Below are 16,985 nucleotides of genomic sequence, written 5' to 3' on the forward strand. Positions count from 1 at the left end.
CCTGGCGTTCCGTCCCAGAGGACGACGAACTCTGCGATGCCGCGCGCGCCGCACTACGTGCCGTCTCCGCACCCGGCAGCGCTACTTGAGGCCGGGCCGCGGTTGTTCCTTGCGGCGAAATTCTTCTCTGCGACTGCCGTGTCCCCTGGGGCTCGTGCCGCATTCTGACGGCGGTCGAGTTGAGGTGGTCCACACAGGCTCGTGGGAGCACAGTCTCGTTTCGGGCGCGACTTGCCGCCCGGCGGCTTCACTCGGATGAGGGGCCTCCCCCCACCAGGCTGTGGATCCGTTCATGAGACTCAGCGCAGGAGCTGGGTCACCATTCCCGAGCCGGCAGCGCGGCCGTGGAGGCGGAAGGCGAACGACTGGCCCTCCTCAAGAGCGACGGGCCGTTCGAGCTTGACCGTCACCGTACCCAGGTGAACCGGATGCAGCGCGTCCGTTTCAGGAGACAGCGTCACCATGCCTCTCACTGCAGTAGCCCGGACGTAGAAGTCGAGGCTCTCCCCGGTGAGTACTTCCGCCCCGCCCTGTTCCTCCGGCAGCAGCGTGATGTCCGCAGCGAACGCGATGTGTGCGCCGATCGAGCCCGGTGCCGCGAGAACCTGCCCGCGCTCCATTGCGCCTGCCGTCGGACCAGGCAGCAGCAGCCCCACGTTCATGCCCGCACTGGCCTCGTCGACGCGCAGCCCGCTCATATCGATGTCAGTCACATGAGCGAGCGCATCGCCGCCGAAGCCGACGAGTTCCACCGCGTCGCCCTTGCGAACCCGCCCGCGCTCGATCCGGCCCGTCGCCATGACCAGCCTGCCCTGTCTCGGGAAGAAGACATCCTCGACAAGCATCAGGAACGGCTTCTCCGTGGCACTCGCCAAAGCTCCCCCGAGGACCTCGTGCTTCGTTGCGAACAGGCGCCAGAGCCTAACAACGATCACCAGAAGATCCCGACGTCGTGGTCGACTGGACGCCAGGCGATTCCACGGTCCGATGGAGCGGCCCCGCCGGGAACGTCGAGAAGTCGTACGATCTACCGCCCCAGAACGTCCTGGCATGGCGGGAGCGTGACGAGACGCTGCTCCTGGTGCTGGAAGCGATCAATGATGCTCCCTTCACCCCGTCGGACAACGCGGTGGTCTACCGGGCGGACGGATCGGAGCGATTCCGGCTGCACCCGCCGCGCGGCCTGCTGCAGGACCCGCACGACGTGCACGGCTTTTACACGGCCTTCCCACAAGGCGGGCGGCCCCTTCTGGTCATGGTCACGCGCAACGCGGGCGACTTCCAAGGCCGTATCGACCTGGAGACAGGCGAGATCGTGGACACCAACACCTGGCGATGAGACCGCAGGAAGAGCGTCGGCCAGCCGAGCCTGAGGTGGCCTGGCTGATCGCCGATAACCACGTACGCAGCCGTGCGCGAGAGAGAATCCCCAGGCGGGAACTGCCCGAGCTGGTGGGAACGAGCAGGGTCAGGCGTACGGGACAGGTTCCGGGATCCCGTATCCGCCGGGCCCAATCGACAGGACGCGCCGGTTGGCAATGCGGCCCGACGCGCAGGCCGGGTTCACGGGCCCGGACGCCATCGGCGAGTGATCACGTTCCGGTGTCGTTCGACGGACGTCGCTGCACGTGTCCGCCGATACTTCTTCACGGCCGCACGGGCCTCGGCGCGCAGCGGATGTGCGGAGCGCTTCAGCGACTCGCTCAGCGGTCGCAGGATCGCCAGTGCCTGCTGTGTGTGGCCTGACTCGCCCAGAGATGCGCCCCACCAGTAGGCAGCCTCCGGATGGGCTACGACCTCGTCACCCGGAACGAGACCCGTCGCCTCGAAGTGGCGGGCCGCTGCGGGGTAGTCGCCCATGCGGTAGGCGGCGGTGGCCAGGATGCGCCGTGCCAGGATCCGGACTATGAGCGGTACCGACGGTCCAAGCTGGGCCATTACGGGCTCCAACTGCTCGCGTTCGCGGGCGGCGCGAGCTGCGGAAGGCAGGGCCAACTCGTCCCTGACCGGCTCGCCTTGACGTGCGAGATGCAGTGGCAGAGCGATCCGCGCCCATGTGACCTGCGGATCGTTCGCCCCGAGAACGTGGGCCGCTTGGGCGACGACCTCGGCCATTTCAGCTGCATGGCTCCTGCCGTCGGCCGCGGCGTGCGCGAGTTCCAGAACGAGGCGGAGGCGGCCCTCCACGGTCAGCGGGTCATCCGGGCCCAGAACACGCATCATGCGGGGCACCACGATTTCGAGATCGCCGACGCCGGCCCACAGCTGGGTCTTCCGATAGGCAGCCTCGACCGTCAAGGGGTCGTCGGCCCCCAGCTCCTCCGTGAGGGTGCGCAACAGTGCCACCAGGCCGGTGTCGACGGCGTACGGATTGTCCCTGAGCACTGACTCCAGACGGCGGCGCAGCATGGCCCGTACGGGGGTGTCCGGCGGTGCGGCGCGAGCGGGCTCGGGCGTGCCTACCGGGGGCGTACACCGGTGGCGGGGTGGTCGCGGCGGGGGTCGGGAACGCGGTCGTGGGTGCCTGGCCCCGGCGCCGCCCCGCGCCGCGGCGGACAGCCTCGCCGCCACCTCTCCCGCTCCGGAGGGCCGCTGCGCAGGATCCTTGGCAAGCAGCTCCAGCACCAGGCGGTCGAGGCTCTCGGGCAGCCCGGGCCTGAGCCGGCTCGGGTACGGGGGTGCCTCGGCCTGATGCTGGAACTGGATTCTGTTGCTGTCGGTGAAGGGCAGCTGCCCCGTGGCCATCTGCATCAGGATGCAGCCGAGAGCGTAGAGGTCGGTGCGTGCGTCACGCCGACGCGCAGTGGCTTGTCCTGGTCGCCCCGGCGGAAACCGCGGTGGAGGCAGCGGAGCGAGATGCCGCGCGACGCCGGACGGGGTTGTCCCATGCCGTCGCCGCGGGCATCGGCGCTTCCCTGGACGTGATCGAGATGGCCGAGACCCTCGTGAACGTGCTCGTCCCTGATTTCGCCGACCTGGCGACCGTGGACCTGGCCGAGCAGGTGCTGGTGGGCGACGAGCCCCCGCACCTCGACACCAGCGGTGATGTCCGCCTGCGCCGGACCGCTGCCGCGCAGAGCCCGGAGATATTGCCGCGCAGCCGTCTCGCCGTCGAGGACCGGCATGTACGGAGCCGTCCAATGTCCCCATTCCATGGTGGTCGTGAGAAGCCCGGCGGTGGCCTCGACCAGTCGAGGCCACGGCATCGTCCGCAGTTCGTCCACGTCCTTCGCGCCCACGATCTCCAGACAGGCGGCGGTGCGGGCGAGGGACTCGGCAGGCGTGGCGAGGGGCATGGCGAGCGGGACGCTCTGGAGGATGGCCCGGCGGAACGGACGGCCGTCACCCCCACGGCCCGCGAGCACCGCCGTGGACAGGGCGCCGGCCGACTGGCCGGCGACGGTGACGTTGTCGGGATCGCCCCCGAACGCGGCGATGTTCTCCCGGACCCACCGCAGCGCGGCGAGTTGGTCGGTCGGCCAGACGTTGTGGTGCTCGGTGCCGTCGTCCGATGCGCAGGACAGGAGGCCGAGCGGTCCGAGCCGGTAGTTGAGGTTCACCACCACCAGGTCGCCGCCCCGGGCGAACGTCTCGCCCCAGTAGTTCGGCATCGCTCCGGACCCGGAAATGAAGGCGCCCCCGTGGATCCAGACCAGGACCGGACGGCGGGCGTCGTCGGTGCCGGGCGTCCACGCGTTGAGCGTCAGGCAGTCCTCCTCGAAGGGCGGGAAGCCATGGCCGCCGAGTATCGGGTCGCCCTCGCGGACGGCCTGCGGCGCACCCGGACCGTACGCCGTCACGTCGAGGGTGCCGCGCCATCCCTGATGAGGCTGGCAGGGCGCCAGCGGAGGGCTCCGACCGGCGGCGCCGCGTACGGCACGCCCCTGAACACGGCCAGACCGTCCTCGAGGACGCCGCGGACCGGGCCCGAAAGAGTGTTGACGACGGGCGCGGTGCGGTCCTGGGTGAAACCCATGCGGTGCGTGCTTATAGACCGGAGGAAGGTCTCGAAGCGCCTCAAGTTATTGCGGCTTTGTGGCGGGCGTCAATACTCGCGAAGGCCTCGGTCGCGTGGCGTCGGCGCAGGTCGTCCAGTGTGCGGACCTGTTCGTCGGCGCGGGCGAGGAGGCGGTCGAGGTCGGGTGCGTCCAGGCGTTCGTCGGTGGCGGCGAGATCGCGCAGTGCCCGCCAGCACGCGGCCTTGCCCTCGACGCCCAGCAGCATCATCTCGAGCTCGACGACATCACTGAGCGGGGAGCGGCGGACGATGCGCCCGTTCGGCTTGAGCCGCCCCACTGTCTCGCCGATCAGGCCCGCGACCTCATGTACGCGTCGTACGGGGACGCCGAGGGCGCGCATAACGCTGCGCAGGCTCTGCTGGTCCTCGTCGATCTGGTTCGCGAGCTTCGCCAGGTCAGGGCCGGCGTCCGTGCGGCGGTGGCGCTTGGCGATCCGCCGGGCGAGCCGTACGCCGGCACCCGAGCCCGTGAGGTGATCGTTGAGGTAGACGGTGAGGAAGGACCGCCCTGGGTCTGCCGGGGGCTTGGTGGCGCGCATGGTTGAACCTCCGATCGGGGACATCCGGTGCGGGTGGTCGGTGGTCGGCGCCTGCACGAGCCCGAGGACTCGGACACGGCCGGTCATCCGCCGAGGGCGGGCAGTACCTTCTCGCGGTAGGCGGCGAAGAAGGCCTCCTGCCCGGGGCCGATCTGGCCGACGTACATCTCCTCGAAGCCCGCGTCCACGTAGGCGCGTACGGCGGCCACGTGCTCCTCGATGTCGTCGCCGCAGGGAACGTTCTCCGACACCTGATCGGGAGTGACGAGTTCGCTCGCCTGCTCGAAATGGGCCGGTGTCGGGAGGACTTGGGCGAGCTCGCCGGGGAGGTGTTCGGTGGGCCACAGCCTGTGCGCCGTGTCCACGGCCCTGTCGCGGTCCGTGTCCCAGCACACCTTGAGGCCGCCGATCACAGGCTTCCCCTCACCGCCGGCGTCCCGGAATCGGCCGATGGCCTCCTGGTCGGGGCCCATGGTGACGAACCCGTCGCCGATGCGGCCGGCGAGTTCCGCGGCCTTGGGGCCGAAGCCGGAGACGTGGACGGGCAGTCGGCCGACCGGCGTGGTGTAGAGGCGGGCGTTGTCGACCGTGTAGTACGCGCCGCGGTGGCTGATCTGGCGGCCGGTGAAGAGTTCGCGCATCACCTCGACCGCTTCCTCCAGCATGTCGGCGCGCTCGTCGAAGGAGGGCCAGCGGTCGCCGAGGACATGCTCATTGAGTGCTTCGCCGGTCCCCACGCCGAGGGCGAAACGACCCTCGAGCAGTCGGCTCGACGTGGCGGCGGCCTGGGCCGTCACGGCGGGGTGCAGGCGCATGGTGGGGCAGGTGACGAGGGTGGTCACCGGCAGGTCCACGGTCTGGGACAGGGCTCCGATCATCGACCAGACGAGCGGGCTGCTGCCCTGCGCGTCGTTCCAGGGATGGAAGTGGTCGGAGATGGCCAGACGGGTGAAGCCGGCGTCCGCGGCACGGCGGGACTGGTCCAGCAGCTGGTCCGGGGTGAATTCCTCGCATGCCAGGAAGTAGCCGTACGACGTCATGGATCTCGTACCTCCATGGTGACGGGGCGGACGGACCCCCGTCCGGCGCGTGCCCCTGGCATGGCAGGACAAACATCGCAGCGCTCCGGACCGGGGGCGCAGCGCGTTGCGGCGGTGCCCGGTCCCGTGTGATGCGCAGGGACTGCCGCTGAACCGGGGGAGCCGCTGACGTGCCTATACCCCACGATTGCGCGGGTCAGCGGGTTGGGGCCCGCTGGGGACCACTGCCGTCAGCGGGGCGCGGCTCGGTGGCCGAACCAGTGGCCTCGACCGCGCGGGGCCTCGGCCACCGGAGCGCTCTCGGCGCGGGGGCCGTCGCCTTGCTTGACCAGATCGTCGCTCTCGCGGTCGACGACGGCCGCCTCACGGCGTGACGTCCTGAGTTCCCGCCTGGCCTGCGCGGAGCGACGGGCCGAACGGCGGGCGCCGAGCATGACCAGAGTGAGGCCCAAGAGGGCCACGGCTCCGACGATCATTCCGGTCAGAAAGAGAGATCCGGTCGAGCCAGTGGCGTGGTAGCCGAAAATCGAGAAATCACCGCCGACGCCGAGATCGTGCCCTGCACCGGTGTTTCCGAAAATTCCGGCCAGGCCGACAACGAGAGCGGCGATCAGGATGATGAGTCCGAGGATGAGAATCATGGGAATTGCTCCTTGGATCCGCGCCCGGACAAGCCGCCGGACACGGCTGGCGCCTACCCCCGTTATGGACCGCCAAGCCGCGCTGAGGACGCCGTCCTCGTGCTCGCGTCGCCGACCGCGACCGTCTGGTACAGGGCGGTGATTTCGACGCGGTCGGTGAGCGGAAGATCGGTGAGTATGACTTCTTGCGGCTACTGGGCCATGGAGATGCGTTCGTCGAGGTGCAGGCGCGATCCACGGCCTGTGCTGCCGCGGTGGCTGCGCGTGGCAGCGGCGGGGGCGGACAGGGCGAGGCACGGACGGACGTCCGCCGTGTCAGGCCCTGACCTTGCGCACGAGAATCCCCAGTGCTGCCGCCCCGAGCAGCGAGAGCAGGGCGGCCGCGCGCAGGACGGTCTCGATGGCGGGACCGTCTGAGGCCGCGCTGCCCGCCGAGCCGCTGATCACTTCCAGCGCGGTGGAGGCTACGGCCACCGCCACGGCGCCGAGCAGCACCAACGAGGTCAGGACGAGGCCCGAGGCGGCGGCGAGCCGGTCCGCGGGCACGTAGGACTGCGTGGCCACGTTGGTCAGTGCCCAGCCGAGGCCCACGCCAAGCCCGACCACCGCGAAGATCGCGGTGTAGAGGGCGAGCGAGGTGGCCCAGGTGAGGGCGAACAGGCTGACGCCGCAGAGCAGCATCCCGGCGGCCATCAGTGATTCGGGGCGGGCGCGTTGTGCGAGGTGCCCCGACCAGTAGCTGGCGGCCCCGGCTCCGACGGACAGGGACAGGAAGACCAGTCCGGAGTCGAGCGGGGAGAGCCCGCGGGCCTGCTGGAGGTAGAGCGCGGACAGAACCGCGACCAGGCAGTAGACGATGTTGGACAGTGAGCCGGCCAGTGTGATCACGACGAACGGGCGGTTGCGCAGCAGCGCGAGGTCGATGAGGGGTTCGGCGGTCCGGCGCTCGAAAACGGCGAACGCGGCCAGGAGTGCGGCCCCGCCGATGAGGCAGGCGAGGGTGGCGGGGGAGCTCCAGCCCCAGTGCTGGCCCTGGTCCACACCGATCATCACCGTACTCAGCCCGGCCGCGAGCACGATGACCCCGCGGACGTCCAGGCCCCGGGCGGCCGCCTCGTCCCGGGTCTCCGGGACGTAGCGCAGCATGAGTACGGCGGCGGCGACGCAGAAGGGGACGTTCAGCAGGAACACCGCGCGCCAGCTGACGTGTTCGGCGAATGCTCCGCCGATGAAGGGGCCCAGGGCGGTGCCGATGGCACTGAAAGCGAGGACGGTGGCGACGGCCCGGCCCTGGCGCGCATCGCGGAAGTACGCCGTGACCACCGCGACGGAAACAGGGAAGATCAGGGCGGCCGTGGCTCCCTGTACGACCCGGCCGGCGGTGAGCCACGTGGTGTTCTGAGCCGCTGAGCACACGACGGAGACGGCGGCGAAGCCGAGCAGCCCGGCGACGAGGACGCGCCGGCGGCCGAACAGATCGGCGGCGCGGCCGCCGGTGATCATGAGAGCGCCGAGGGCGAGCATGTAGCCGCTGACCAGCCACTGGAGGTCGGTGGTGGGGGTGCCGAAATCGCGGGCGATGACGGGGAGCATGAGGTTGAGGGCGAACCAGTCCATCTGCACCAGCAGCATGGAAATCGCGGCGGCCGCGATCACCGCCCGGTCGCGCCGGGAGAAGAGCCCCCGTCTCGGATGCGCCTGTGCGGATGCGCTCATGCCACCGCCCGACCTCGGTATCTCCCACCATCGTGTCACCGCCCGGCGCCCGGCGCCCGGCGCCCGGCGTGCGCCGGGCGGGGCTCCAGGCGTGTGGCCAGGCCGCCGCCTGGCGCAGCACCGCTCGGCACCCGCACCGTCGACGGGGTTTGCGTCTTGTTCGCGAGCTCTTGACGGTTGGCCCGATGTTCATGCCACGTGTCAGGACGTACGGTCGGATCGTCAGGCATTCGCCGAGGAACGTGAGGGGCGGGAGGTCTGCATGGAACTGCCGAAGGTGGCGGTGAAGCCCATGACGGATGGTGCGATCGCCATCGTCTGCGAAGGAGAGTTCGACCTGGACACGGTCGGTGTGCTGGCGGCCGCGTGTGACCGGGACGCGGCCGGGGCGGAGCTGCTCGTCCTGGACGTCGCCCGGGTGGCGTTCGCGGACTCGTCATTCCTGAACGTACTGATCCGTTTGCGTAACACCCGATCGGTGGTGCTGGCCGGGCCCTTGCCCTCCCAGCTTCGGCGCCTGCTGGAAATGACAGGTGCGCTGGAACTGTTCGAGTTCCACGAGACGGCCGCTGATCCCGCCGCCTGATTCCCGGCGGGCGGGTTCTGGTGGTGGGTGTCCGGGCAGGGCCCCACCACCGGCAGCCGCCGCCGGAGAGCGGTGTCGCCGACACGACTCGGTGACAACCGCCCCACCTTCTTTCCGGGCCACGCTCTTCCTCTCCCCGGTCGATTGTTGAAGGCGCGGTAGCGAATGGATCACTCCGCTGGCCCAGACAGGGCGCGCGCGGAGCCTGCCTGTGCCAGGCTGCAGGGGGATCCGGCGACGGATTGCCCACGCATGCAGGACCCGGCCGGTGCCCGTAGTCACCACTGGCCGGGCCCTGCGCGTTGCTGGGCATGGAAGCGGTTCGCGCGGAGAGCCGACCGCAGCAGACGGGGACCGACGAGAGCCTGGCCTGTCCGGCTCCGCTCGAAGCTGCAGGCGCCACTGCGGCATAGATCGACGGACTGAGCTGCACCTCACTCAGGGATGACCAGCCCGCGGTCACGCAACTGAGGAAGACAGATCTCCAGGCAGTCCTCGACCGAAGCCGCATCGGTGCGCACCAGCAGGTCCTCGTGGAAGGGGGCACCGCTCGCGACGAAGGTCCACGGCCGGACTCCATCACGCATGCGTTCCGCATCTGCGGGCTGCGGTCTGCCCCTTCAGTATTCCGCCCCCTCCCTCGCGGGAGGTGGCGTGTCGGCGGTGTGGTCGAAGACGACCAGCAGCCACTCATCGCCCCGCACCTCCACCGCCAGGCCGGCGCCACGAAGTGCCGCGTCCATCGCAAAGCCGAACGCACGGCGACGCCCCGGTAGGTCGCGGGCGCGGGGCGACGGGCGCGGCGGGGTCCGCGCCCGTCGCCCCGGGCTGGGTGATTTCCTCGGGAAGCCAGCCGACCATGACTCCGCGGGCGTGCCGGATCAGGTCCGCGCCCTCGGTACCGGTGGCGGTCTCCTCGAGCCCGGCCCCCGACAGCACCGCCCGGATGCTTACCAGCAGCTCCTCGCCCCGATCATTCACCCCGCGAGTCGTCGGCCGCGAGGCGGCGGAAGGACGAGCAGCTGCCGGCCTACAGGCCGAGGGTGACGTACACCGGCGCGGGAGAGCCACTCCAGTGCATCCCTAGGGGCTGGGAGGGCGGCCATCTGGCGGTGTTCGACGGGCCGGGTGGTGGCGTTGCTGGTTGTGTCTGCTGGGTGGCGCCCGGCTGTGCGGGCACATCGATCAGTGGAGTCTGTATGCGCAAGGCAGTTCTCGTGATGACGCTCGCCGTTGCCCTGTCCGCGGCCGGGCCGGCCGCGGCCGCGGACAACGACCAGCACGAGCCCTCCCGCAACGGTCTGAAGGTCACCGGCCTGACCGTCGACCAGCGTCTGGTGCAGTTCAGCGCCGGTGATCCCGACAGGGTCTCCGCCGTCGGCCCCGTCTCGGGTCTGGCGGGGGACACGACGCTGGTCGGCATCGACTACCGCGTGCAGAACGGCCTGCTCTACGGCGTCGGCAACGCCGGCGGCATCTACACCCTCAACACCACCAACGCCGCGGCCACCAAGGTCTCCCAGCTCGACTTCGCCCTGGCGGGCACCGCCTTCGGCGTCGACTTCAACCCGGCCGCCGACCGGCTGCGGATCATCAGCGACACCGGCCAGAACCTGCGCCACAACGTGAACGCCGCCACCGGCGGAACCCTCGTCGACACCCCGCTCACCACACCCCCGGCCACCGCCCCCACGACCGGCGTGACCGGTGCCGCGTACACCAACAACGACCTGGACACGGCGACCGGCACCAGCCTGTTCGACATCAACACCGCGAGCGAACAAGTCGTGCTGCAGTCCCCGGCCAACTCCGGCACCCTCGCCCCCACCGGCAGCCTGGGCGTCGAGGTGGGACCCAGCGCGGGCTTCGACATCTACTTCACGCCCAGGGACGGCAGCAACCAGGGCTTCGCCGCCCTCTCCGTCGACGGCTCCTACCGCTTCTACAAGGTCAACCCGCTCACCGGGGACGCGACCGACACCGGGGCCTTCCCCACGAACCGTCAGGTCTTCGACATCGCACTGCCCCTCAACCAGAGGTAACCCCCGGCCGATCATGCGACTGGTGCTCTGACGGGACAGGTTCACCGGCTTGCGGGCCGCCCTGCGCTCATGTGCGCATAGAGGCGTCCTCACGGACACATCAAGCCGAGACAAATCCTAGCCGTGCAGCCAGATGCGCAGCGGACCGACTGGCTCGAAGCCCTGGCGGACGGCGGCCGCCAGGGCTTCGCCGTGCTCGTAGCCGACCACCGGCAGCGTGGGGAACAGGCAGTGCACCGCGTCCAGTACGACTGGCCAGGCGGTGTCGGTACCACCGTCCAGCGCGAAGACGTTGGTAATTCCGACCACCTGGTCGCTGCGGTACGCCACCGCTCCGGCCGTCACCGCACCGTCAGGGGAGCGTCCGGCGAGCACGAACGTGGACGGGTCACGGAGCAGCTCGGGCCGGAAGAGGTCCGCGTTACCGTCGCCGTTGTCCCAGGCGTGTGCCCAGGCGCGCAGCGTGTCCGGGGCGCTCGCCACGTCCCAGTCAAGATCCGATGCGACGGTGGGTGCACTCGCCTGGCGGTGGATCCACTGCGCCTCGAACAGCACGTGGAAGCCGGCCTCCGTCAGGTCGAGGTCGGCGAAGCTGTCCTTGACAGAAGCGCCAGGCGTCGTGGTGTCAATCCTGGCCGCCAGTACGGCCGGGTGGGCGCCGGGCACCAGCGTCACCGCGTCGGGGTAGTACAGCGGTGTGCGCGCCGGGGCAGTCCAGTCCTGTGCTCCGAACTCACCCACCAAGCCGTGCGATCGGCTCATCGCCGCGCACCAGTCGGCGTTGTTGCGGGCGGCCGCTTGGACCAGGAGTTGCTTCGGTGTCGTCACGAGTGCGGATCATGACCTATCCGGGTTCGGCCGTCCAACGGTTTTCCGCTACCCGCACGACGGACACTCCGCCCTAAGGCCCTTCGGCCGACTCCTGGGGAATGAGCGCGATCGTCCACACAGCGGAATCGCCGACGCCCGGAGCCGTGCGTCCTGCCCGTCGCCCGTCGCTCATCCGCCTGCGTCCACATCCTGGCCGGCCTGCGGGGTACGGCCGCCATCGCCTTCGGCGACCGAGAGGGCCGCCGCGTGGGACTCGGCCCACTGAGGGGAGGCCGCCCGAGCCGCCCTGGCCGGACTGGCGGCGGACTATGCGTAGAACTCGTCACGATCGATCCACGGCCGAGTCCGCTATGGACTGCGCTGCCAGGTCGAGGAACTGTCCGGGGGAGTCGGTCGTCAGCTGGAGGTCGTCCTTCGGCTTTGAGTTCGTAACGGCGGCCAGCTTGGGGCGTGCGGCTCGTTTCAGGGCGGGGAGGCGCTGATCGGCGTCGAGCTCGTCGGCGAGGCGGCGCAGCACGGCGGCGGCGGTGGCGCGCGGGAGGTTCGAGCGGATGTCGGCGGGGCCCTGGTTCGGGAGGGTGACGATCAGGCGGTGGGTGTCGAGGGAGGCGAGGGTGGCGTGGTCGGGTGTGCGGGTCACGGGCGGGGCTCCTGTCCGGGGTCGAGGTATTGCTCACGCGCACGGGGTCACAACCGGTCGCGCGGGGCCGCCCGTGGCGCGGGGTTGGAACGGCACCCGTGAGCTGTTGCGGGGAGCTGTTCGTGCCGGTGACTTGGTGGTGGGGGCCGTGGTGTCGGTGGCGTTGTCGTAGCCGGAGCGGCCGACAATCCTCGCGGTGCGCTCTACCCCTTCGCGGCCGTCGCTAATGCTTCCCAAGTCGGCCGCACACTTGAGCGGGGCATGCGGCGTCGTCGGGCAGCGGGAAGGAAATGCCGGTGAGCTTCTCGGACAGTTCCCACAGCAGCCGGGCGGTGGCGGTGTCACGGATGGCGCGCTCCCGGTAGCGCAGGACGGGCTTGCCGCGCAGCTGCAGCGGCCCTCCGGGCACGACGTACGCTCCGCCCGGCAGGTCCGGGACGGTCGCGGCATACAGGGAGGTCGCGGCGCCTTCGGGTGTCGGACGGAAGGCGACGCGGAGCAGTAGCCGGATCAATGATCCATAGAGTCGGCCGCGTTCGCCGTTGGCGCCGCCGGTGAGAACGTTGGTACGGGTGAGTCCGGGGGCGACGGCCGTGCTGCGCAGCCGTACGCCGGCGGCGTCGGCGCGGCGTTGCAGTTCGGTGGCGAAGTAGAGGTTGGCCCGCTTGGACTGCAAGTAGGTGAACATCGCGTGGTAGCGGCGCTCGGCGTTGAGGTTGTGCAGGTCGAAGCGGGCGAACCGCTGGCCCTCGCTGCTGACGGTGACCACCCGCGGGTCGGGTGAGGCGAGCAGGTGGGGCAGCATCAGCCCGGTCAGGGTGAAGGTGCCCAGGTGGTTGATGCCGAACTGCGACTCGAAGCCATCGGCGGTCCGGGCGAACGGCACCATCGCCACGCCGGCGTTGTTGACCAGCAGGTCGAGCCTGCCGAGGTCCCATCCGTCAGCGAAGGCGTGTATGGAGGCAAGGTCGGCCAGGTCCAGGGGGCGTACCTCGGCTCGGGCTCCGGGGGTGTCGGCGAGCAGTCGGTCCAGGGCGGCCTGTCCCCGTTGGGGACTGCGGCAGGCCAGCACGACATGGGCGCCCCGGCGGGCGAGGGCCTGGGCCGTCACCTGGCCGATGCCGCTGTTGGCGCCGGTGACCACGGCCAGGCGGCCGGACTGGTCAGGGATGGAGTCGGGGGTCCACGTACGGGAAGCGTTGGGCATGGTCTGCCTTCTCCTGGGTGCGGGCGTCCTGCGCGCTGAGCTGGGGGCAGAACGGATCCCACTCAATGCAACTTTGAGTTGCGATAGTGTGGATCCTGACACGCATGGAGCCGCTAATGCAACTAGGAGTTGCAATGGAGCTGAGTCCCTCCGAACCCACCCGACCGGTCGGACGCGGCCGCAAGGCGCAGGCGGCCGTGCGCGCCGCCACCCTCGCCGAGTTGCTGGACCGGGGCTATGCCGAGCTGACCGTCGAGGGCGTGGCCCAGCGGGCCGGGGTGCACAAGACGACGCTCTACCGGCGCTGGAAGGACCGCGCGAGCCTGGTCGTTGACGCCCTTGCCGAGCACTTCGCCACCGATATCCCCATTCCTGACACCGGCGCCGTCGAGACCGACCTGCAAGCCCTCGCCAGGGCGCTCGTACAGAGCATGAGCGGGCCGGTGGGCAGGGCGGTGCAGACCGCGATGTTCTCCGACGCCGGCCGGCTGCCGGAAGTCGCCGAGGCGAAGCGGCGGATCTTCGCCGACCGGTTCAGGCGGGCCGAGCCCGTGGTCGCGCGAGCCATCGAGCGGGGCGAACTGCCGGCGGACACCGACCCGGTCGAACTGATCAAAACGCTGGCCGCCCCGATCTACTTCCGGCTGCTGGTCAGCGCCGATCCGGTGGAGGAGGGCACCGCCGAGCAGGCCGTGCAGATCACGCTGGCCGCCGCCCGCGCCGGTGCCCTGGTACGGGGCTCCGCCGCAGCCGTCGAGGCGGCGGAGGCGGATGCCGGTCAGGCATGAAGGGCGGCGTGCTTGCCCCTGCCGTGCCGCGAGAGGGATTCGGTGGCGTGGTCGGCGCAGCGGTTGATCCGGCGCGGGCGGCCACTGCCGGAGCCGGAGGGGACTGTCACATGCAAGCCCTGCGGCACCCGTCCGACCGGGCGCTCGGCCAGCCCCGCCACCGCCTCCTGGCACGTGTTCCCTTTGCTGCGGCAGGGTGATCACTGAGGCATCGGCTCACGACAGGCTGTCCCTGGGCGTGTGGCCTGCACGTCGAGGCGGCGCAGGATCGTGCCGCCGGGATGGAGGAGCGGCCGCATCTCAGCGCGGGGAGCGAGCAACACCGTGTGAGGGCAGAGGTGCTGATCCTCCGGGCTGTTCCGAGGTGGGGCGTCGTCGGACGCGGCTCATCACGAGAACGAGGACGGCTGCGGCGCCGTACGCGAGGTTGCTCAGAGTCGGCTGGTGGTTGAAGGCCGGGCCGAGGATGTAGACCGCGGCGCCCGCCAGGGGGATGCCGAGCCATTCCCAGCGTCCGTCCAGGGCCACGAGCGCGATCAGCAGCAGGGCGTACCAGGAATAGCCGGGTGTCAGGAGGATGAAGGCCCAGCCGGTGACCAGGAGGGCGCCGCTCCAGGGGCGCCGCGGGTCCCCGCGCCGCATGACGTACAGGCAGACGCCCGCGACGACGAGGACCACCAGGGGGAACGCCCAGGTGTCGGGCAGGACCAGGCGCAGGAGGGAGTAGCGGGATCCGGCCGAGGGTTCGTCGTAGCCCTCCTCCTCGACGTAGCCGCCGAGGTAGCCGAAGACCGAGCCGTGGGAGAGGAGGACGTACGGGAGGTAGGCGAGTACGACGAAGGCCGCTGCGGGCAGCAGTGCGGCGGCCGCGTCTCGCACGCGCCGGACCCCGGCCAGTGCGCCGGAAAGGACGACGGCCGGCATCAGCTTGGTGGCCACGGCGGCGCCGATCAGTACTCCGCCCGCCGCCCTGCGGGTCAGCGCCCGCGAGGCGACGAGGCCGAGTCCGGCGACCGCGAGGAGCACGCCGAGCACGTCGATGTGCGCGTTGTTGACCGCCTCCAGGGGGACGGCCGGGCACCAGGCCCAGTACGCGGCCTTGCGGAGGTCGTTGCCGCGCCGTCGCAGGACGAGCAGGAGCGCGCCCGTCACACCGAGTGAGGTCAGGGCGGCGCCGATCTGGAGCGGCTTGTGCCGGGCGCCGGCGGGGGAGAGGCGGTCGACGGCCAGGAAGTACGCCTCCGCGACGGGAGGGTAGATGGTGTGGACGGCCGGCCTGTTGATGCGGGTGCAGTGGCGCAGGCCGTGCGTGGACGGGATGGGGGCGAGGTCGGGGCCCTGGCAGGCGGCCCCGGTGGGGAAGAGCCAGGGGTCCCGCAGCCGGGCGAGGGCCGGGTCCTGCGGAGGGTGGTCGTACGGGGAGATGCCGGCCGCCTGGACGCGGCCGTCCCAGGCGTAGCGGTACGAGTCGGTGCTGGTGCGGGGCGGTCCCGCCAGCCCTGCCACCGTGACGGCGACGGCCCCCGCCACGACCAGCCACGCGGCCTGACGGCCCGGCACCCGGCGCAGCGCCGACAGGGCCGAGGCGAAGAGCACCCAGGAGGCCGTGTACCACCAGAACAGGCCGACGGGGTCGCTGAAGTAGCCCCCGTACCGGACGGTGAGGGTGAGGACCGTCGTGAGGGCGGTCGCGAGGGCGACGGTGGTGACGACGGGCGCGGTGCGAGCGGAAAGGGCTTTCACCTGGGGAAGCGTTCCAGCAATCGGCCCCGTGATGGTGCGCGGCGCCGCGGGCGTCCCTGTTTCGTAAGGTGTTCCGGCGACCTGCGCGGGCCTCGTGGGGGGTGTGATGGGGGCATGCGTTTCACCCTGCCTTCGGGGCCGCCCCTCACGTTCAAGGCGCGCCTGCACGATGCCCGTACCGCAATCGTGATCGGTCGCCTTCTCGGGCTGGCCATGGTCGTCTGCTTCGCGACCGGTGTGCTGAGCCACTACCTCCAGCACCCGCCGGGGTGGCTGGCCGACCGGCTGCCGAGCCGCCCGTACTGGGGCTACCGGCTCACCCAGGGCCTCCATGTGGCGTCCGGGATCGCGGCTGTCCCACTGCTGTCGGCGAAGCTGTGGGCGGTCTATCCGAGGCTGTTCGCCTGGCCGCCGGTGCGGTCCCTGCGGCACGCCCTGGAGCGGATCTCCGTGGCCGTCCTCGTCGCGGCCGCCCTGTTCGAACTGTTCACCGGGCTGCTGAACACCTTCCAGTGGTATCCGTGGCCCTTCGACTTCGTGCCCGTGCACTACGCGGTGGCCTGGCTCCTGCTCGGGTCGCTGCTCCTGCACCTGGCCGTCCAATGGCCGGCGATCCGGGACCACTTCACCCGCCGTTCTCCCGGAACCATGTCCCTGCCCGAGGCCGACGGGCCCGACCGGCGGCAGCTTCTCGTCGGCGTCACGGCAGCGGTAGGAGCAGTGACGCTGACGACGGTCGGCCAGTCCGTCACGGCGCTCGGCGCGCTGGACCTGTTCGCTCCGCGCAGCCCCTCCCACGGGGTACAGGGGCTTCCCGTGAACCGGACGGCCGCCGCGGCGCGTGTCACGGAGGCCTCGCTGGCCGGCTGGCGGCTCACCGTGACCGGACCGCGCCCGTACACGCTGACGCTGGACGAGCTGCGCGCGATGCCCCAGCACGAGGTGACCCTGCCCATCGCCTGTGTCGAGGGCTGGAGCAAGTCCGCGCACTGGACCGGCGTACGGGTACGGGACCTCCTGGAGCGCGCGGGAGGCGGCCCGCGCTCGCGGGCCCGGGTGACCTCCCTCGAAGAGGCGGGCGCCTACCGGGTGATGGAGATGTGTTTGTAAGCACTTCTTTTGGGACCAGAGTTCCGAGTTCTTTTGGCTCCAGTGAGCGGGTGCTGGGGGCGTGCGGGAGGTGGGTTCACGCCC

Annotated in this window: 17 protein-coding genes and 1 pseudogene; 5 read left to right on the forward strand and 13 right to left on the reverse strand. The window is 70.7% G+C overall.

Annotation, left to right across the window (positions count from 1 at the left end):
* Positions 1 to 299: 299 nt before the first annotated feature.
* Positions 300 to 845, reverse strand: coding sequence for an EF-Tu/IF-2/RF-3 family GTPase (locus ACFWP3_RS39205; RefSeq protein ID WP_384231142.1), 546 nt, complete (start codon positions 843 to 845; stop codon positions 300 to 302).
* 107 nt (positions 846 to 952) lie between these two features.
* On the opposite strand from ACFWP3_RS39205, the gene ACFWP3_RS39210 reads away from it, so the two are divergent.
* A complete protein-coding gene (locus tag ACFWP3_RS39210; protein ID WP_384231145.1) occupies positions 953 to 1,339 on the forward strand; it encodes a hypothetical protein in 387 nt (128 codons plus the stop codon).
* A gap of 224 nt (positions 1,340 to 1,563) precedes the next feature.
* Here the strand turns inward: ACFWP3_RS39210 and ACFWP3_RS39215 are convergent, their stop codons facing one another.
* From ACFWP3_RS39215 to ACFWP3_RS39240, 6 genes and pseudogenes are all read right to left on the reverse strand, one after another.
* The gene (locus ACFWP3_RS39215) at positions 1,564 to 2,409 is read right to left on the reverse strand and encodes a hypothetical protein (RefSeq protein ID WP_384231147.1); all 846 of its coding nucleotides are present in this window, start codon (positions 2,407 to 2,409) and stop codon (positions 1,564 to 1,566) included.
* A gap of 341 nt (positions 2,410 to 2,750) precedes the next feature.
* Positions 2,751 to 3,976, reverse strand: a pseudogene (locus tag ACFWP3_RS39220) (carboxylesterase family protein).
* A 41-nt stretch (positions 3,977 to 4,017) separates the two neighbouring features.
* Positions 4,018 to 4,557 carry a hypothetical protein gene (locus ACFWP3_RS39225; protein ID WP_384231150.1) on the reverse strand — a complete coding sequence of 180 codons (540 nt, stop codon included), beginning with the start codon at positions 4,555 to 4,557 and terminating at the stop codon, positions 4,018 to 4,020.
* A gap of 83 nt (positions 4,558 to 4,640) precedes the next feature.
* A complete protein-coding gene (locus ACFWP3_RS39230) occupies positions 4,641 to 5,597 on the reverse strand; it encodes a TIGR03557 family F420-dependent LLM class oxidoreductase (protein ID WP_384231152.1) in 957 nt (318 codons plus the stop codon).
* Between the two features lie 230 nt (positions 5,598 to 5,827).
* A complete protein-coding gene (locus ACFWP3_RS39235; RefSeq protein ID WP_384231154.1) occupies positions 5,828 to 6,238 on the reverse strand; it encodes a hypothetical protein in 411 nt (136 codons plus the stop codon).
* A 315-nt stretch (positions 6,239 to 6,553) separates the two neighbouring features.
* Positions 6,554 to 7,954, reverse strand: coding sequence for an MFS transporter (locus tag ACFWP3_RS39240; protein ID WP_384231156.1), 1,401 nt, complete (start codon positions 7,952 to 7,954; stop codon positions 6,554 to 6,556).
* 262 nt (positions 7,955 to 8,216) lie between these two features.
* On the opposite strand from ACFWP3_RS39240, the gene ACFWP3_RS39245 reads away from it, so the two are divergent.
* Positions 8,217 to 8,540: an STAS domain-containing protein gene (locus tag ACFWP3_RS39245; protein WP_384231159.1), complete on the forward strand. Its 324-nt coding sequence runs from the start codon at positions 8,217 to 8,219 to the stop codon at positions 8,538 to 8,540.
* A gap of 434 nt (positions 8,541 to 8,974) precedes the next feature.
* Here the strand turns inward: ACFWP3_RS39245 and ACFWP3_RS39250 are convergent, their stop codons facing one another.
* Positions 8,975 to 9,127 carry a hypothetical protein gene (locus tag ACFWP3_RS39250; RefSeq protein ID WP_384231161.1) on the reverse strand — a complete coding sequence of 51 codons (153 nt, stop codon included), beginning with the start codon at positions 9,125 to 9,127 and terminating at the stop codon, positions 8,975 to 8,977.
* Positions 9,128 to 9,160: 33 nt separating this feature from the next.
* On the reverse strand, positions 9,161 to 9,283 hold the full coding sequence (locus ACFWP3_RS39255; RefSeq protein WP_384231164.1) for a hypothetical protein: 123 nt from the start codon (positions 9,281 to 9,283) through the stop codon (positions 9,161 to 9,163).
* Between the two features lie 456 nt (positions 9,284 to 9,739).
* Here ACFWP3_RS39255 and ACFWP3_RS39260 point away from each other — a divergent pair, with 456 nt between their 5' ends.
* Positions 9,740 to 10,582: a DUF4394 domain-containing protein gene (locus ACFWP3_RS39260; protein ID WP_384231166.1), complete on the forward strand. Its 843-nt coding sequence runs from the start codon at positions 9,740 to 9,742 to the stop codon at positions 10,580 to 10,582.
* A gap of 117 nt (positions 10,583 to 10,699) precedes the next feature.
* On the opposite strand, the gene ACFWP3_RS39265 is transcribed toward ACFWP3_RS39260, so the two are convergent.
* From ACFWP3_RS39265 to ACFWP3_RS39275, 3 genes are all read right to left on the reverse strand, one after another.
* Positions 10,700 to 11,410 carry a hypothetical protein gene (locus ACFWP3_RS39265; RefSeq protein ID WP_384231168.1) on the reverse strand — a complete coding sequence of 237 codons (711 nt, stop codon included), beginning with the start codon at positions 11,408 to 11,410 and terminating at the stop codon, positions 10,700 to 10,702.
* 325 nt (positions 11,411 to 11,735) lie between these two features.
* Positions 11,736 to 12,053 (reverse strand): hypothetical protein, encoded by a 318-nt coding sequence (locus ACFWP3_RS39270; RefSeq protein WP_384231170.1) that lies wholly within the window; start codon positions 12,051 to 12,053, stop codon positions 11,736 to 11,738.
* 223 nt (positions 12,054 to 12,276) lie between these two features.
* A complete protein-coding gene (locus ACFWP3_RS39275) occupies positions 12,277 to 13,260 on the reverse strand; it encodes an oxidoreductase (protein ID WP_384231172.1) in 984 nt (327 codons plus the stop codon).
* A gap of 134 nt (positions 13,261 to 13,394) precedes the next feature.
* On the opposite strand from ACFWP3_RS39275, the gene ACFWP3_RS39280 reads away from it, so the two are divergent.
* Positions 13,395 to 14,048 carry a TetR/AcrR family transcriptional regulator gene (locus ACFWP3_RS39280; RefSeq protein WP_384231174.1) on the forward strand — a complete coding sequence of 218 codons (654 nt, stop codon included), beginning with the start codon at positions 13,395 to 13,397 and terminating at the stop codon, positions 14,046 to 14,048.
* 300 nt (positions 14,049 to 14,348) lie between these two features.
* On the opposite strand, the gene ACFWP3_RS39285 is transcribed toward ACFWP3_RS39280, so the two are convergent.
* Positions 14,349 to 15,791 carry a glycosyltransferase family 87 protein gene (locus tag ACFWP3_RS39285; protein ID WP_384231176.1) on the reverse strand — a complete coding sequence of 481 codons (1,443 nt, stop codon included), beginning with the start codon at positions 15,789 to 15,791 and terminating at the stop codon, positions 14,349 to 14,351.
* A 114-nt stretch (positions 15,792 to 15,905) separates the two neighbouring features.
* Between ACFWP3_RS39285 and ACFWP3_RS39290 the strand changes: the two genes are divergently transcribed.
* On the forward strand, positions 15,906 to 16,901 hold the full coding sequence (locus tag ACFWP3_RS39290) for a molybdopterin-dependent oxidoreductase (RefSeq protein ID WP_384231178.1): 996 nt from the start codon (positions 15,906 to 15,908) through the stop codon (positions 16,899 to 16,901).
* Positions 16,902 to 16,985: the final 84 nt, after the last annotated feature.

This window comes from Streptomyces sp. NPDC058525 (assembly GCF_042719495.1).
Lineage (GTDB): Bacteria > Actinomycetota > Actinomycetes > Streptomycetales > Streptomycetaceae > Streptomyces.

Excerpts from the sequence above, each read along its gene's own strand:
- ACFWP3_RS39205 (WP_384231142.1), bottom strand. The coding sequence starts at position 845 with ATGCTTGTCGAGGATGTCTTCTTCCCGAGACAGGGCAGGCTGGTCATG.
- ACFWP3_RS39215 (WP_384231147.1), bottom strand. The coding sequence starts at position 2,409 with ATGCTGCGCCGCCGTCTGGAGTCAGTGCTCAGGGACAATCCGTACGCC.
- ACFWP3_RS39225 (WP_384231150.1), bottom strand. The coding sequence starts at position 4,557 with ATGCGCGCCACCAAGCCCCCGGCAGACCCAGGGCGGTCCTTCCTCACC.
- ACFWP3_RS39230 (WP_384231152.1), bottom strand. The coding sequence starts at position 5,597 with ATGACGTCGTACGGCTACTTCCTGGCATGCGAGGAATTCACCCCGGAC.
- ACFWP3_RS39235 (WP_384231154.1), bottom strand. The coding sequence starts at position 6,238 with ATGATTCTCATCCTCGGACTCATCATCCTGATCGCCGCTCTCGTTGTC.
- ACFWP3_RS39240 (WP_384231156.1), bottom strand. The coding sequence starts at position 7,954 with ATGAGCGCATCCGCACAGGCGCATCCGAGACGGGGGCTCTTCTCCCGG.
- ACFWP3_RS39245 (WP_384231159.1), top strand. The coding sequence starts at position 8,217 with ATGGAACTGCCGAAGGTGGCGGTGAAGCCCATGACGGATGGTGCGATC.
- ACFWP3_RS39250 (WP_384231161.1), bottom strand. The coding sequence starts at position 9,127 with ATGCGTGATGGAGTCCGGCCGTGGACCTTCGTCGCGAGCGGTGCCCCC.
- ACFWP3_RS39255 (WP_384231164.1), bottom strand. The coding sequence starts at position 9,283 with ATGGACGCGGCACTTCGTGGCGCCGGCCTGGCGGTGGAGGTGCGGGGC.
- ACFWP3_RS39260 (WP_384231166.1), top strand. The coding sequence starts at position 9,740 with ATGCGCAAGGCAGTTCTCGTGATGACGCTCGCCGTTGCCCTGTCCGCG.
- ACFWP3_RS39275 (WP_384231172.1), bottom strand. The coding sequence starts at position 13,260 with ATGCCCAACGCTTCCCGTACGTGGACCCCCGACTCCATCCCTGACCAG.
- ACFWP3_RS39280 (WP_384231174.1), top strand. The coding sequence starts at position 13,395 with ATGGAGCTGAGTCCCTCCGAACCCACCCGACCGGTCGGACGCGGCCGC.
- ACFWP3_RS39290 (WP_384231178.1), top strand. The coding sequence starts at position 15,906 with ATGCGTTTCACCCTGCCTTCGGGGCCGCCCCTCACGTTCAAGGCGCGC.